The 14,678-nt window shown below is 33.6% G+C and carries 14 protein-coding genes and 1 tRNA gene; 11 read left to right on the forward strand and 4 right to left on the reverse strand.

Annotated elements, in window-relative coordinates; all coding sequences use genetic code 11:
- Nucleotides 1–41 precede the first annotated feature (41 nt).
- The 3 genes from ACKOWY_RS06355 to ACKOWY_RS06365 are packed head-to-tail and all read left to right on the forward strand — an operon-like array spanning nucleotide 42 to nucleotide 1,565.
- Nucleotides 42–338 carry a DUF2752 domain-containing protein gene (locus ACKOWY_RS06355; RefSeq protein ID WP_408940601.1) on the forward strand — a complete coding sequence of 99 codons (297 nt, stop codon included), beginning with the start codon at nucleotides 42–44 and terminating at the stop codon, nucleotides 336–338.
- Complete coding sequence (locus ACKOWY_RS06360; RefSeq protein WP_408940602.1) at nucleotides 335–772, forward strand: hypothetical protein; 438 nt, start codon at nucleotides 335–337, stop codon at nucleotides 770–772. Before ACKOWY_RS06355 ends, ACKOWY_RS06360 begins: the two co-directional genes overlap by 4 nt.
- On the forward strand, nucleotides 765–1,565 hold the full coding sequence (locus tag ACKOWY_RS06365; RefSeq protein WP_408940603.1) for a M48 family metallopeptidase: 801 nt from the start codon (nucleotides 765–767) through the stop codon (nucleotides 1,563–1,565). Before ACKOWY_RS06360 ends, ACKOWY_RS06365 begins: the two co-directional genes overlap by 8 nt.
- A 162-nt stretch (nucleotides 1,566–1,727) precedes the next feature.
- On the opposite strand, the gene ACKOWY_RS06370 is transcribed toward ACKOWY_RS06365, so the two are convergent.
- Nucleotides 1,728–2,045, reverse strand: a complete 318-nt coding sequence (locus ACKOWY_RS06370; RefSeq protein ID WP_408940604.1) for a GIY-YIG nuclease family protein — start codon at nucleotides 2,043–2,045, stop codon at nucleotides 1,728–1,730.
- 82 nt (nucleotides 2,046–2,127) lie between these two features.
- On the reverse strand, nucleotides 2,128–3,927 hold the full coding sequence (locus ACKOWY_RS06375; protein WP_408940605.1) for a GNAT family N-acyltransferase: 1,800 nt from the start codon (nucleotides 3,925–3,927) through the stop codon (nucleotides 2,128–2,130).
- A gap of 165 nt (nucleotides 3,928–4,092) precedes the next feature.
- Here ACKOWY_RS06375 and ACKOWY_RS06380 point away from each other — a divergent pair, with 165 nt between their 5' ends.
- The 6 genes from ACKOWY_RS06380 (at nucleotide 4,093) to ACKOWY_RS06405 (ending at nucleotide 12,146) form a co-directional block, all read left to right on the forward strand.
- Nucleotides 4,093–4,857 (forward strand): exodeoxyribonuclease III, encoded by a 765-nt coding sequence (locus tag ACKOWY_RS06380; protein WP_408940606.1) that lies wholly within the window; start codon nucleotides 4,093–4,095, stop codon nucleotides 4,855–4,857.
- Nucleotides 4,858–4,890: 33 nt separating this feature from the next.
- Entirely contained in the window at nucleotides 4,891–5,856 is a 966-nt protein-coding gene (locus ACKOWY_RS06385; protein WP_408940607.1) for an OmpA family protein, read from the forward strand.
- A gap of 111 nt (nucleotides 5,857–5,967) precedes the next feature.
- Nucleotides 5,968–6,348, forward strand: a complete 381-nt coding sequence (locus ACKOWY_RS06390; RefSeq protein ID WP_408940608.1) for a hypothetical protein — start codon at nucleotides 5,968–5,970, stop codon at nucleotides 6,346–6,348.
- A 94-nt stretch (nucleotides 6,349–6,442) separates the two neighbouring features.
- Nucleotides 6,443–7,525: an efflux RND transporter periplasmic adaptor subunit gene (locus tag ACKOWY_RS06395; protein WP_408940609.1), complete on the forward strand. Its 1,083-nt coding sequence runs from the start codon at nucleotides 6,443–6,445 to the stop codon at nucleotides 7,523–7,525.
- A 24-nt stretch (nucleotides 7,526–7,549) separates the two neighbouring features.
- Nucleotides 7,550–10,717, forward strand: a complete 3,168-nt coding sequence (locus ACKOWY_RS06400) for an efflux RND transporter permease subunit (RefSeq protein ID WP_408940610.1) — start codon at nucleotides 7,550–7,552, stop codon at nucleotides 10,715–10,717.
- Nucleotides 10,710–12,146, forward strand: coding sequence for a TolC family protein (locus ACKOWY_RS06405; RefSeq protein ID WP_408940721.1), 1,437 nt, complete (start codon nucleotides 10,710–10,712; stop codon nucleotides 12,144–12,146). Before ACKOWY_RS06400 ends, ACKOWY_RS06405 begins: the two co-directional genes overlap by 8 nt.
- 53 nt (nucleotides 12,147–12,199) lie before the next feature.
- Here ACKOWY_RS06405 and ACKOWY_RS06410 read toward each other — a convergent pair.
- Together ACKOWY_RS06410 and mce are read right to left on the reverse strand one after the other, a co-directional pair.
- Nucleotides 12,200–12,273: transfer RNA gene (locus ACKOWY_RS06410), tRNA-Ile, on the reverse strand.
- An 86-nt stretch (nucleotides 12,274–12,359) separates the two neighbouring features.
- Entirely contained in the window at nucleotides 12,360–12,761 is a 402-nt protein-coding gene (mce, locus tag ACKOWY_RS06415; RefSeq protein ID WP_408940611.1) for a methylmalonyl-CoA epimerase, read from the reverse strand.
- Nucleotides 12,762–12,919: 158 nt separating this feature from the next.
- Here mce and rbfA point away from each other — a divergent pair, with 158 nt between their 5' ends.
- Together rbfA and ACKOWY_RS06425 are read left to right on the forward strand one after the other, a co-directional pair.
- Nucleotides 12,920–13,312 (forward strand): 30S ribosome-binding factor RbfA, encoded by a 393-nt coding sequence (gene rbfA / locus ACKOWY_RS06420; protein ID WP_408940612.1) that lies wholly within the window; start codon nucleotides 12,920–12,922, stop codon nucleotides 13,310–13,312.
- On the forward strand, nucleotides 13,313–14,518 hold the full coding sequence (locus ACKOWY_RS06425; protein WP_408940613.1) for an ABC transporter permease: 1,206 nt from the start codon (nucleotides 13,313–13,315) through the stop codon (nucleotides 14,516–14,518).
- Nucleotides 14,519–14,678: the final 160 nt, after the last annotated feature.

Consider the following 14,678-nt stretch of genomic DNA (forward strand, 5'->3'; position numbering starts at 1 on the left):
AAACTATATATGCCGAACAAAGTGCTTCAATACGCACTTGTATGGTAAAAAACATAACAGGGTATCCTTGCCCTTCCTGTGGGACTACTAGAGCCATTCAATTGCTATTAAAAAATAATTGGATGGCTTCTTTGCAAATGAATCCTTTTGGCATACTAGTTGCAACAATGATGATTGTATTTCCTTTGTGGATATTATTTGATATTAGTTTTAAAAAAGACTCTTTTTACAACTACTATCACAAAGCAGAAAACATAATCAAAACCAAATGGATTGCAATACTATTAATAACATTAGTTATTATTAATTGGATTTGGAATATCAAAAAAGCACTATGACACAAAACACCAACTTTGATTATAAACCAACCGATCACGAATCGGAGAAAGCTTCCAACAGTTACTTGATGTCATTGGTAGCATTGGTTGCTGGGCTGCCCCTGCCAATCATTAATTTAATTGCCACTTTCTTTTTTTATATTGCCAATAGAAAAAGCACCTATTTTGTTCGTTGGCACTGCACCCAAGCATTGATTTCTCAAGCTGCTTTGTTATGCATGAATAGTTTTGGATTCTGGTGGACGGTTTCAATTGTTTTTGGAGACGAACAGGTTAGCAATCGCTATTTTGCGTATCTAATTACTGCTTTTTGTTTTAATATATTCGAATTTATTTCAACCATATATTGTGCTGTTGAATCTCGAAAAGGAAAATTTGTAAAACAATTCTTTTTTGGAAATATTACTAACTTAATTTGTCGTACAGATGCATAATAAAACCATTTTTCAAGGACTATTTATTTTGGCTTTATTTTTCGGAATATGGTTCGGATTATCAAAAGTTGATTTTGTTGGTATTATGCAAATTGAAAAAAACACCACTTCTGTAGAAAACAAAATTGGTGATTTAATTTGGGACAACATTAATGAAACTGAAGATGTTATTACAAACGATTCAATTGTAAAAACTCTTGATAGTTTAATAGCACCTATTTGTAAAGCAAATAAAATAGAACGAGATTCTTTAAAAATACATATTGTAAAAAATGACGAAGTGAATGCTTTTGCATTGCCAAATAATCACTTAGTTATCTATACCGGCTTATTACTTGATTGTAAAAAGCAAGAAGCGGTACAAGGTGTAATCGGACATGAAATAGCCCATATTGAAAACAATCATGTGATGAAAAAACTTTCTAAAGAAGTTGGTTTGTCTGTTTTGCTAACTGCAGCCTCAGGAGGCAAAGGAGGAGAAATAATAAAAGAAATTTTTAAAACACTTTCTTCTTCAGCATATGATAGAACCCTAGAAAAAGAAGCCGATATGGAAAGTGTTAAGTATTTGCTTAATGCAAATATTAACCCAGAGCCAATGGCCGATTTTATGTTTGAACTAGCACAAAAAGAGGCCTTGCCAAATACACTTTCATGGATTTCAACTCACCCAGAATCGGAAGAGCGCGCTAAATATATTTTAGCTTATTTGAAAGGTAAAAAATACCAGAAAAAACAAACTTTAACAGAAAAGAGTTGGGTTTCGTTTCAAGAAAAAGTAAAGGTTAATTAGATTTACACTTCGACAAGCTCAGTGTGACACTAATTTATGAATAAACAAAAAGTTAAGTTAGGTTGAATGTGACATCACCTAAGGGTCAATTGATAGTTTAGATTGAAAAGCATCACCCCGCTGTCAGTCTGAGCTTGTCGAAGACCAAATAAAAGTGAATCTTTATTTTTCAGACTTTATAGGATTACCAAATTGAGAATAATTTTTTGAATACAAAACCAATTTGTCCCAATCCTGAAGTATTAATGCTTCCTTTTTTCTTCTACTCCAGCCTTTAATTTGTTTTTCTATTGCAATTGCATTTGAAACATCATTAAATATTTCAAACCACATTAATTCAATTGGACGCCTACTAAATGTGTAACATTCATTATTTAGACCAGATTTATGCTCTAATATTCTTCTCTCTAAATTATTTGTGATACCTGTATAATAAGAGGCGTCACAACATTTTAAGATATAAACAAAATAAGATTTCATATTAATTTATTTTAGCACTTCGACAAGCTCAGTGTGACACTAGAGTGTAATAAATTAAATGGTAGGTTTAGGGTGAAATGAATTATAATTTTTCGCCAAGTTTTCTTTCTAATTCAGCCTGAAATTCTTCCATAACTGGTTTCATGGTACTCTCTGGGATATCGGCAATTCGAATATACATTAAGCCGTCAATCGCATTATTAAATAGTGGATCAACATTAAATGCTACCAAGCGAGCATTTTGCTTAATGTATTTTTTAATTAATACCGGAAGACGTAAACTACCTGGCTCCAATTCATCAATAATTTTATCAAACTTATTTAAATCGGCTTCCGTTTCATCAAAAATAAAGTCTTTATCGGCATCCTTAAGCTTCACTTTAAACTCTTTTTTAGGATGAACATACTGAGCAATATATGGGTCGTAATAATTGGACTTCATAAATTCAATCATTAATGATTTTGAAAAATCAGTAAATTGATTGCTAATACTAACGCCTCCTAACAAGTATTTGTGCTCAGGGAAACGTAATGTGGTATGAATAATTCCGCGCCATAACAAAAACAGCGGCATTGGTTTTTGTTGGTATTCTTTTATTATAAACGCTCTTCCCATTTCTATGGAATTTTGCATTATCTCATGAAACTCACTTTCAAATCTAAATAAATCATTCAAGTAAAATCCTGCCATACCGTGTTTAGGGTAAATCTCTGAACCCAATCCCATTCTATAGGCACCCGCAATTTTTTTAGCCTCTTCATCCCAAAGAAACATGTGGCGGTAATATTGATCGTATTTATCTAAATCAATCGATTCATTCGTTCCCTCACCTACTTCTCTAAAGGTAATTTCTCTAAGTCTTCCTATCTCGTGAAGTACATTTGGAATAGCATCTGCTTTTGCAAAAAAGACTTCGTAGTTTTTACTTTGAAAATAACGACAATCGGTCTCTCTTAATTTTGCAACCTCTGCAATCATTGCTTCTTCATTAGCAGGAGTAACAATTTTTTTAGGGCTTTTTTGAGGTTTCAAATTAGGAACCGTTAATAATTTATTTTCTTTATTAAACGAATTCGAAAGCATGTAGGTTTTTTTTCTCAAAAACTCCGAATAATCCTCCACCGAAGTATATTCATTTTGTTCGGCTACAGAAATTGGTTTTCCAATTCTAACTTTTATAATGCGGTCTTTTTGTGTAAGTAATTCCGATGGCAATTTGGCTGTTCTAAGTGTGCCGTTAATTTTAGAAAGTAAATAAAATAATTGGCTGTTTTTAGCATGAAAATAAATGGGTACAACAGGAACTTGAGCTTTTCGAATTACTTTTATAGCTCCTTCTTCCCAGGTTTTATCAACTACCAATTTTCCATCTTTATAAGTAGAAACTTCTCCTGCAGGAAACATCCCTAAAGGCTTTCCATCGCTCAAATGTCTTAAGGTTTCTTTAATGCCAATTACACTCGATTTCGCATCCTTATGATTTTCAAAAGGATTCACCGGCATAATGTAGCGTTTCATAGGTTCTATTCGGTGCAATAAGAAATTGGCAATGATCTTAAAATTAGGCTCTCTTTCAAGCATTAATTTTAACAATAAAATTCCGTCAACTCCGCCAAGAGGATGATTTGAAATGGTAATGTAGGCTCCTGTTTTAGGTAAACGTTTTAAATCTTCTTCAGGAATTTCAAATTTTATTTGCAATTCATCCAACAAAGCATTTAAAAATTCCAGTTCTTGAAGATGTTTATTCCGGTCGTAAATTTTATTTAAGGTAGAAATTTTGAGAACCTTCATTAAGACCCATCCAGCGAAAGTGCCTAGAATACCATATTTTTCGGCATTTATTGCTTTTGAAACTTCTTTTGCAGTGACTAAACCCATTTACTTTTTTTCTAAATTAGAACAAGTAACAAATATAGCAATTCTATTGTAAAGCAATTTTAAAAAATTATTAATTCCTTCAATGGTTAAAAAAATATTATAATTTTATCTAAATAGAAAAAGTATTACCGATTTTATTTACTTTTGAAAAACTAAAAAAGTAAAATGAAAATCATTTCTTACAATGTAAATGGTATTCGTGCTGCAATTACAAAAGGATTTTTTGAATGGCTACAATCAGCCAATCCCGATGTTATTTGTTTGCAAGAAATTAAAGCAACCGAAGACCAAATTCCAACCGAAGATATTACTGCTGCCGGTTATCCCTTTCAATATTATTTTCCTGCTACCAAAAAAGGATACAGTGGCGTTGCCATTTTATCTAAAATCGAACCAAAAAAAATAGTTTATGGCACAGGAATTGATTACATGGATTTTGAAGGCAGAAATCTAAGAGCCGACTTTGAGAATGTTTCGGTAATGAGTTTGTACTTGCCTTCTGGAACCAATATTGATCGATTGGATCATAAGTTTAAATACATGGATGATTTTCATAATTACATTATGAAGTTGAAGGCAGAAATTCCAAATTTGGTTATTTGTGGCGATTATAATATTTGTCATGAGGCAATAGACATTCATGATCCTGTTCGTAATCAAACTGTTTCCGGATTTTTACCTCAAGAACGTGCATGGCTTGATGCTTTTATGAAATCAGGTTTTATAGATAGCTTCAGACATTTTAATAAAGAACCGCACAATTACTCTTGGTGGAGTTATAGAGCAGGTGCACGAGGGAATAATAAAGGATGGCGTATCGATTATAATTTAGTGAGTGAAAACTTAAAAGATCGAATGAGTCGAGCAGTCATTTTACCCGAAGCAAAACATTCAGACCATTGCCCAATAATGGTTGAAATAAACGAATAAAACCCGAAAATACTAACTAATAATTAATAAACAATGATAAAAAAAATCTCCCTAGGTCTATTAGTATTAGCGCTTTCTACTTCTTGTGTGTCTAAAAAAATATACCAAGATTTAGAAAATAAATTTGCCGATTTAAAGAAAGAAAATCGAAAATTAGCTGATGATAATGAAGCATTAAATAAAGTAAAAAATCAGTTAGAACTTGATGGTACTAAACTAAAAGCTGATTATGATAAGCTAAAAGCCGACTATGATAAATTGCAAGCTAATTGTGCTGCAACCGATAAAAGCTTGAAAACATTACAAGCTTCTTACAATGCTTTAGAAAAAGACAGTAATGAAGCGCTTACCGCAAACATCAATAAAAACAGGGAATTGCTTGCTCAACTGGAAGCAAAAGAGAAAGCAATGGCTGCAGAACAAGCACGTTTGAATAAACTAAAAGCCGATTTGGATGCAAGTTCAAAAAGACTTAGCGAGCTTGAAGCTTATATTGCTGCTAAAGATGCCAGCATGAAAAAGCTTAAAGAAACTTTATTAAAATCATTAAAAGCATTTGACGGTAAAGGATTAACCGTGCATGAAAAAGATGGTAAAGTATACGTTTCAATGGAAAATAAACTGTTATTTCAAACCGGTAGTTGGGCAGTAAATGCGGAAGGGAAAACTGCAGTAGTTGAAGTTGGAAAAGTATTAGCTCAAAATCCGGATCTTTCGGTGTTGATTGAAGGACATACTGATGACGATAAAATCACAGGAAATCTTGGTGGCGGAATTGAAAATAACTGGGATTTATCTACCAAAAGAGCAACAGCAATTGTAAACATCCTTTCGGAAAATAAAGGAATAAATAAACAAAATCTAACTGCTGCTGGCCGAGGAGAATTTGCCCCATTAATGAGTAATGACACTCCAGAAGGGAAATCGAAAAACAGAAGAATTGAAATTATTCTTACTCCAAAATTGGATGAAATATCAAAAATGTTGAAAGACTTATAATTTTAAAGACCCTTTTTTAAGGGTCTTTTTTTTATTTGAAAGTTAAAAATTATCTAAATCTTAACTCGCTTTTGTTCATTTACTTTTTATTATTCATTACTTTTGCGCGCAATGAAAACGAAAGAATTTATTTTTTATTTATTTTTTCTGCTGCTAGTGGGAGGTCATAACTTTTATGCAAGTACCTCAACTAGCAATGAAATGCCTATTTCTAAATTTTCTCCAGAAAAAAATATCAAACAAATAGGTGAAAGCTCTTTTTCTGCATTTATTGAGAATTCCGACTTCGACTTTGAAGAAGAATTTAACGCTCAAAATGAAAACAAGGATGATGTAAAATGGCATTCATCGAACACCTATTATTTGAATAAAATTTATTCTAAAAATAGTTACAAATTCATTCCTTGTCATTCCATTACTATTCATTATTCAAATTTTTTACAATATCCAAACACCCCATTATATCTTTCACAGGGAGTGTTAAGAATTTGATTTTATACTTATCTCAAACAAGTATTTAAATATTGATAATTCAATATTTTATATAGAATATTAAAATAATTCAGATTTATAATTTAATCAACCCATGAATAAAAAATTAGTTTTATTAGGCTTAATTGCCGTATTAGGCCTTGCCAGTTGCAATTCGAAAAAAGAAGAAAAAGTTGAGGAAGAGAAATTTGTAGTAACCAATCCGGTTGTTATGGATACCAGCTTTACCAAAGAATATGTATCACAAATTCGTTCGGTTAGAGACATTGAATTGCGTGCACAAGAAAAAGGATTTTTAGAAAAAATATATGTAGATGAAGGACAGTATGTTTCTGCTGGACAAATCTTATTTAAAATAATGCCGAAAATTTATGAAGCCGAATTATTAAAAGCACAATCCGAAGTTCAGGCTGCACAAATTGAATTGCAAAATGCCAAAATGCTTGCCGATAAAAATATTGTTTCTAAAAGTGAACAAGCTTTGGCTCAAGCTAAATTAGCACAAGCACAAGCACAAGTTTCTTTAGCTAAATTACATTTATCCTTTACCGATATTAGAGCTCCTTTTTCAGGTACAATAGACAGAATCCCAAAAAAATTAGGAAGTCTTATTGATGAAGGAGAACTTTTAACTACCCTTTCAGACAACAGTAAAATGTATGCGTATTTTAATGTATCGGAACCAGAATATTTAGATTATCAAAATAATATTAAAGGAAGAGGGAATAGCAACGTTAGTTTACTTTTAGCAAACAATGAACTACTAAAATATAAAGGTAAAGTAGAAGTTATTGAAAGTGAATTTGATAACGAAACAGGAAATATCGCTTTTAGAGCTAGTTTCCCAAATAATGACAAACTATTACGCAATGGACAAACTGGAAAGATATTAATGGTTGTTCCTGTTACAAATGCATTAATTATTCCGCAAAAAGCTACCTACGAAATACAAGATAAAAAATATGTTTTTGTTGTAGATAATAACAATGTGGTTCGTTCTAGAGAGATTACAATTACTGGTGAAGTTCCCGATTTATATGTTGTGAAAAGTGGTTTATCTGCAACAGATAAAATCATTTTGGAAGGTGTTCAAAAAGTGAAAGAGGAAGACAAGATTAAATTTGAATATCAAAAACCAGAAGAGGTTCTTAGCCATTTAAGAGTAAAAGCAGAATAGTCAAAAAAATAACACTTAAAAACAATGTTTAATAAATTTATAGAAAGACCTGTATTATCGATAGTAATATCGTTAATAATCGCTCTGCTAGGTGTTTTGGCTATGACCCAATTGCCAATCACACAATTCCCATCCATTTCTCCACCAAAAGTAAATCTGATTGCAGATTACCCAGGTGCAAATGGTGAGTTAATGACTAAGGCAGTATTAATCCCTTTAGAGAGAGCTATTAATGGAGTTCCTGGCATGAAATATTTGGTTTCTGATGCAGGAAATGATGGAGAGGCCAGTATTCAAGTAATTTTTAATTTGGGCACCGACCCAAACCAAGCTTCCATAAATGTTCAAAATCGTGTAGCATCGGTTATTAATAAATTACCTCCTATTGTAGTTCGTGAAGGACTCAAAATTACTCGTGAAGAACCTAATATGCTTATGTATATTAATCTTTACAGTAAAGATCCAAATACCGATCAAAAATTCTTGTACAATTTTGCCGACATTAATTTATTGGCCGAACTAAAAAGAGTTGATGGAGTTGGGGTTGCAGATATCCTTGGAACAAGAGAGTATGCAATGCGTATTTGGTTGAAGCCAGATCGAATGTTAGCTTATAAGATCTCTGCCGACGAGGTAATGGAAGCTCTAAGTCAACAAAGTATTGAAGCTTCTCCAGGGAAAACTGGGGAGGCCTCTGGAAAAAGATCGCAAGCATTTGAATATGTATTAAAATATCCGGGTAGATACAGCACAAAAGAGCAATATGAAAACGTCATAATAAAATCATCTTCCAATGGCGAACAACTGCGTTTAAAAGATATTGCAAGTGTAGAACTTGGAAGTTCTATGTATGACATTTATTCAAATTTAAATGGTCGCCCATCTGCGGCAATTGTGTTAAAACAATCCTACGGAAGTAATGCAAGCCAAGTAATTAAAGATGTAAAAGCCAAATTAGCAGAAATTAAAGCTACTTCATTTCCAAAAGGAATGGATTATGAAATTAGTTATGATGTTTCTAAATTTTTAGATGCCTCAATTGACAAAGTACTTCACACATTACTAGAGGCATTTATTTTAGTTGGCTTGGTGGTTTTCTTATTCCTAGGTGATTGGCGTTCTACCTTAATTCCTGCAATGGCAGTGCCCGTTTCGCTTATTGGAACCTTTATGTTCATGCAATTCTTTGGAATTTCAATAAATCTTATTACACTTTTTGCGCTTGTTTTGGCAATTGGAGTTGTGGTAGATGATGCCATTGTTGTAATTGAAGCCGTCCATGCCAAGATGGAAGAAGAACACCTTTCTCCATTAAAAGCTACAAAAAAAGCAATGAAGGAGATTGCCGGTGCAATTATTGCCATTACCTTTTTAATGGCCGCCGTTTTCATTCCTGTTGCTTTTATGCCTGGTCCTGTAGGAATTTTCTACCGTCAGTTTTCCATCACTATGGCAACAGCAATTATCCTATCGGGGGTTGTGGCACTTACCCTTACCCCTGCGCTTTGTGCTATGATCCTAAAAAATAATCATGGTCAAGCCAAAAAGAAAACTCCTGTAGATAAATTTTTGGATGGTTTTAATAATGCTTTCCACCGACTTACAGGTAGATATCAAAGAATATTAGGCGCTATTATTAATAGAAGAATAATAACTTTTGGTATTTTGATAGCATTTTGTATAGGAACTTGGGGAATAAGTAGTTTTGTTCCTTCAGGATTTATTCCAAACGAAGACCAAGGAATGTTCTACGCCATTATTCAAAGTCCTCCGGGATCTTCCTTAGAAAGAACTAATGAAATAGCTGAAAGATTACAAAAAATTGCCGAAAAAGTAGAAGGCGTTCAATCTGTTTCTTCATTGGCTGGATATGAAATCTTAACCGAAGGAACAGGAGCAAATACTGGAACTTGTTTAATTAATTTAAAAAGCTGGGAAGACCGAACTCATTCGGTTCAAGAAATTATTACTGAATTAGAAGAAAAATCAAAAGATATTGCAGGAGCTAACATTGAGTTCTTTCAGCCGCCAGCAGTTCCTGGTTATGGTGCAGCAGGAGGATTCGAACTTCGTCTATTAGATAAAGGTGGATCTGGAGATTATAAAAAAATGGAAACTATTAGTAATGATTTCGTAAAAGAACTAAATAAGCGTCCTGAATTGGCCTCTGTATTTAGTTTTTACAGTGCTAGTTTTCCGCAATACATGCTAAAGATAGACAATGATATTGCGCAACAAAAAGGCGTATCAATTGATAATGCTATGAACACACTTTCTACATTAGTTGGAAGTAATTATGAAATCAGTTTTATTAAATACGACCGCCAATATAAAGTTATTGTTCAGGCTTCACCACAATATAGAGCCTTGCCAGAAGATATTTTAAAACTATATGTGAAAAATGATCGTGATGAAATGGTCCCATTTTCTGCATTTATGCATATGGAAAAAGTATATGGCCTTTCTGAAATTACAAGACATAACATGTACAATACCTCTGAAGTCAGCGGAACCTCGGCACCTGGATATAGTAGTGGTTCTGCTATTAAAGCAATTCAAGAAGTAGCTGCTAAAAAGCTGCCAAGAGGATACGGAATTGACTGGGCAGGTATCTCCAAAGACGAGGTTTCTCAAGGTAACAATGCCATTTTTATTTTCCTTATTTGTTTAGGATTTGTCTACTTAATATTAGCCGCACAATATGAAAGTTTTATTTTACCGTTTTCGGTAATACTTTCATTGCCAGCAGGTATTTTTGGTGCCTTTTTATTGTTAAGTCTATTGGGCTTAGAAAATAATATTTATGCTCAAATAGCCATGGTAATGTTAATTGGACTATTAGGTAAAAATGCTGTATTGATTGTTGAGTTTGCAATTCAAAAACACCGTGCAGGGGCAACGGTATTAGAAGCTGCAATGGAAGGGTCTAAAGTTCGTTTCAGACCCATTTTAATGACTTCTTTTGCTTTTATTGCAGGTTTAATTCCGTTAGTAATTGCTACAGGGCCAGGAAAAATTGGGAATAGAACCATAGGGACTGCTGCAGCTGGAGGAATGCTATTTGGTACCATTTTTGGGGTTATTATTATTCCGGGATTGTACTATATTTTTGGTAGAATTTCTGAAAGAACTATGCTAGTAAAAAATGAAAATGAAAATCCATTAACAGAAGATATTAATGACAATGTTTAAAAAAAATAAATTATATAAATTCCTTATTCCGCTAGGTTTATGCCTAGCGGTAATAAGCTGTAAAACGCCTGCAATTGCACCAACAAAAAGCGGAGCGAGCGTTCCAGAATCTTACGCTTCTAGCAAAGACACTGCAAATTCTGCAACAATTACTTGGAAGACCTTTTTTATAGATCCCGAATTGGTGAATTTGATTGATGTTGCCATCAAAAACAACCAAGAGTTGCTTATTACGTTACAAGAAATAGAAATTGCAAAGAATGATATTCGAGTTCGAAAAGGCGCATTACTCCCAACTGTAGGTGTTAAAGCTGGAGCTGGAGTTGAAAAAGTGGGTCGATATACCAGCCAAGGTGCCGGTGATGCTTCAACCGAAATTATGCCCGGATTAGAATTTCCAGATCCATTACAAGATTATACTTTAGCTGCCTATGCACATTGGGAAGTAGATATTTGGAAAAAACTTCGAAACTCAAAAAAAGCAGCTATCAGCAGGTATTTATCTACAATTGAAGGTAAAAATTTTGTGATTACAAATTTAATTGCAGAAGTAGCCAACTCCTATTATGAGTTATTAGCTTTAGACAATCAATTGCAAATAATAAGACAAACAATTGTTTTACAAAATAATGCTTTAGACATTGTAAAAGTTCAAAAAGAAGCGGCTCGAGCAACAGAACTTGGTGTTCAAAAATTCCAAGCCGAAGTACTTGCCTCGCAAAGTATGGAATATGAAATTTTACAAAAAATTAAAGAAACAGAAAACCGAATCAATTTCTTATTAGGTCGTTATCCTCAAGAAATAAAAAGATCTACCTCTGATTTTCTTGGACTACCGGCTACTCTTGTTAACGCCGGAATTCCATCTCAATTATTAGCAAATCGTCCCGATGTGAAACAAGCAGAACTGGAGCTAGCTGCAGCAAAATTGGATGTAAAAGTAGCTCGTGCAGAGTTTTATCCTTCTTTAGACATTTCAGCTTCCTACGGAATTCAGGCCTTTAAACCGTCTTATTTATTTACACTTCCCGAATCTTTACTTTATTCCCTTGCAGGAGATTTGGCAGCACCTTTAATTAATAGAAATGCAATAAAAGCGGAGTTTAAAAATGCTAACGCACGTCAATTGCAAGCATTATACAATTACGAACGAACCATTTTAAATGCCTATTTAGAGGTTTCGAATCAATTATCTAAAATAAATAACATCGAAAAAAGTTTCACTTTAAAGTCAAAACAGGTTACTGCTTTAAATAAATCAATTGAAGCTTCCAACGATTTATTTAAATCTGCTCGTATTGATTATTTTGAAGTGTTAATGACGCAAAGAGATGCCTTAGAAAACAAATTAGAACTTGTAGATACAAAGAAAGAACAATTAAATGCTTCCATTCAAATGTACCGAAACCTAGGTGGAGGTTGGAAGTAATAATTTCATTTACATAAAAAAAGCCTTACAATTGTAAGGCTTTTTTTTACTTGTGGTCCCACCTGGGCTCGAACCAGGGACCACCTGATTATGAGTCAGGTGCTCTAACCAACTGAGCTATAGGACCGGTTAAGAGGTTGCAATATTACCACTATTTTTAATTTATTGCAAGTGTTTTTTGTTTTTTGGCAGTAGTTGTAATAAAATCAGTTTTTATTCTATTTCCTGGCACAACTCAATCAAAACGCCATTGGTGGCTTTTGGATGTAAAAAAACAACCAACTTGTTGTCGGCGCCTTTCTTGGGCACTTCGTTAAGTAATACAAATCCTTCTTCTTGCAAACGTTTCATTTCACTATGGATGTCTTGTACATCAAAGGCAATGTGGTGAATTCCCTCACCTTTTTTTTCTAAAAATTTGGCAATAGGGCTATCCGGGTTGGTGGCTTCTAGTAATTCTATTTTGTTTGGGCCATTCATAAAAAAGGAGGTTTTCACTCCTTCGCTTGCTACTTCTTCTTGCTTGTAAGCCGGCGCCCCAAATAATTTTTCGAATAACAAATTAGAAGTTTCCAAACTTTTTACTGCGATGCCTATATGTTCTATTTTTCTCATCTATTAAGGTACAAAGTTCTATGATTCTTAGGTGCTAAGGTATTAAAAATTACAAAACCGATTAAGAATAGCAAAGGGAATTCGTTAAAAAATCAAAACAATAAGAAACTTTGGCACTTAACAACTTTGCGACTTTAAAAAAATCGTATTTTTGCCAAATGGAAACAAACAGACAGAAAAAAATAGGGAGTGTTTTACAAAATGATTTAGTAGACATTCTTCAAGGGGAAATAAGAAAAAACGGAATTACCAATTTAGTGATTTCGGTTTCTAAAGTATCGGTAACCTCCGATCTTGGAGTTGCCCGAGTATACCTGAGTGTGTTCCCTCAAGATAGAGCCCAAGAAATATTGGAAGCGGTAAAATCAAACATGCCTTTAATCAAACACGATTTATCGCAACGCGTTAAATTACAGCTTCGAAAAGTGCCTAATCTATCTTTTTATATTGACGACTCTCTTGATTATATTGAGAAAATTGACAACGCCCTTGCCGGAAAAGAAAACCCAATTCTCAATAGAGAACTTCTAGAAAAACGAAAAAAAGCGTAAGTGAATTTCCCGCTATACATAGCCAAACGGTACCTTTTTAGCAAAAGCAAAAATAATGCAATCAACATTATTACCCGAATTGCTTCTGGAGGAATTATTGTAGGCGCCATGGCACTATTTGTAGTGCTTTCAGTATTTAGCGGATTGCGTGTGTTTAGTTTGTCGTTTTCTAATGATTTTGACCCCGATTTAAAAGTAAATCCACTAAGTGGAAAGTCATTCTTCCTAACTCCTCAGCAAGAACAAAAATTACAACAATGCTCTGGCATTGCCTCCTACAGCAAGATAATAGAAGAACGCGTGTTGTTCTCTTTTGATGGTAAACAACAAGTGGCTTACATTAAAGGAATCGACTCCAATTTTGTTAAGGTCAATAAAGCCTCTAAAAAATTATTTGAAGGACAATGGTTGCGACCAAATACCTACCAAGTAGTAATTGGTTATGGCATTTCTGAAAAACTTTCTCTTGGCCTATTTGATGTGAATAATGTTTTGGAAGTGCTAGCTCCCAAACCTGGAAATGGTAATTTTTCCTCTTTAAATCCGGAAGATTCTTTTAGCAAATTAGACTTAGTTCCCGTAGGAATTTATGCCATTAGCGAAGAACTCGATTCCAAATATGTCTTCTCTGATTTGGGTTTAGCACAAGAATTGTTGCTTTACAAACCCGGACAAATTTCGGGAATTGAAATAAGAACCAAACCCAATGCAAATGAAGCCGAAGTTATTGAAGCTGTAACTAAAATTTGCAACAATAAAGTAGCGGTAAAAACACGCGCCCAACTCAACGCGACGCTTTACAAAATGCTCAACACCGAAAATATTGCGGTGTATCTTATTTTCACTTTGGTGATTATTATCGCCCTTTTCAATTTAATTGGCGCCTTAATTATGATGGTTTTAGATAAAAAATCCAATCTAAAAACGCTATTTAATCTAGGTGTAGAAGTCAAAGATTTACGCAAAATTTTCCTTTTGCAAGGAACTTTACTAAGTGTTTTTGGCGGATTAATCGGATTGATTTTAGGAATTATTATTGTCCTAATTCAGCAACAATTTCAGCTGATTATGATTACTCCTTCATTAGCTTATCCTGTGGAATTTAGCTTTCAAAATATAGCCATAGTATTTGCCACTATCGTTTCTCTAGGATTTATTGCAAGTTTAATTGCAAGCAGTCGAGTGACTAAAAAATTATTGGATTAGTCTTCGACAAGCTCAGACTGACACAACAGTTCACTATAATTAGTAAACAAGGTTAAGAATTGAGTTACATTAAACTTAATTGTCACATTGAGCTTCATTAAAATTATCCATTTCGACAGGCTCAATGTGACAATTAGGCACCTACTAAAAGTATATTGGT

The sequence above is a fragment of the Flavobacterium sp. genome (assembly GCF_046073885.1).
Lineage (GTDB): Bacteria > Bacteroidota > Bacteroidia > Flavobacteriales > Flavobacteriaceae > Flavobacterium.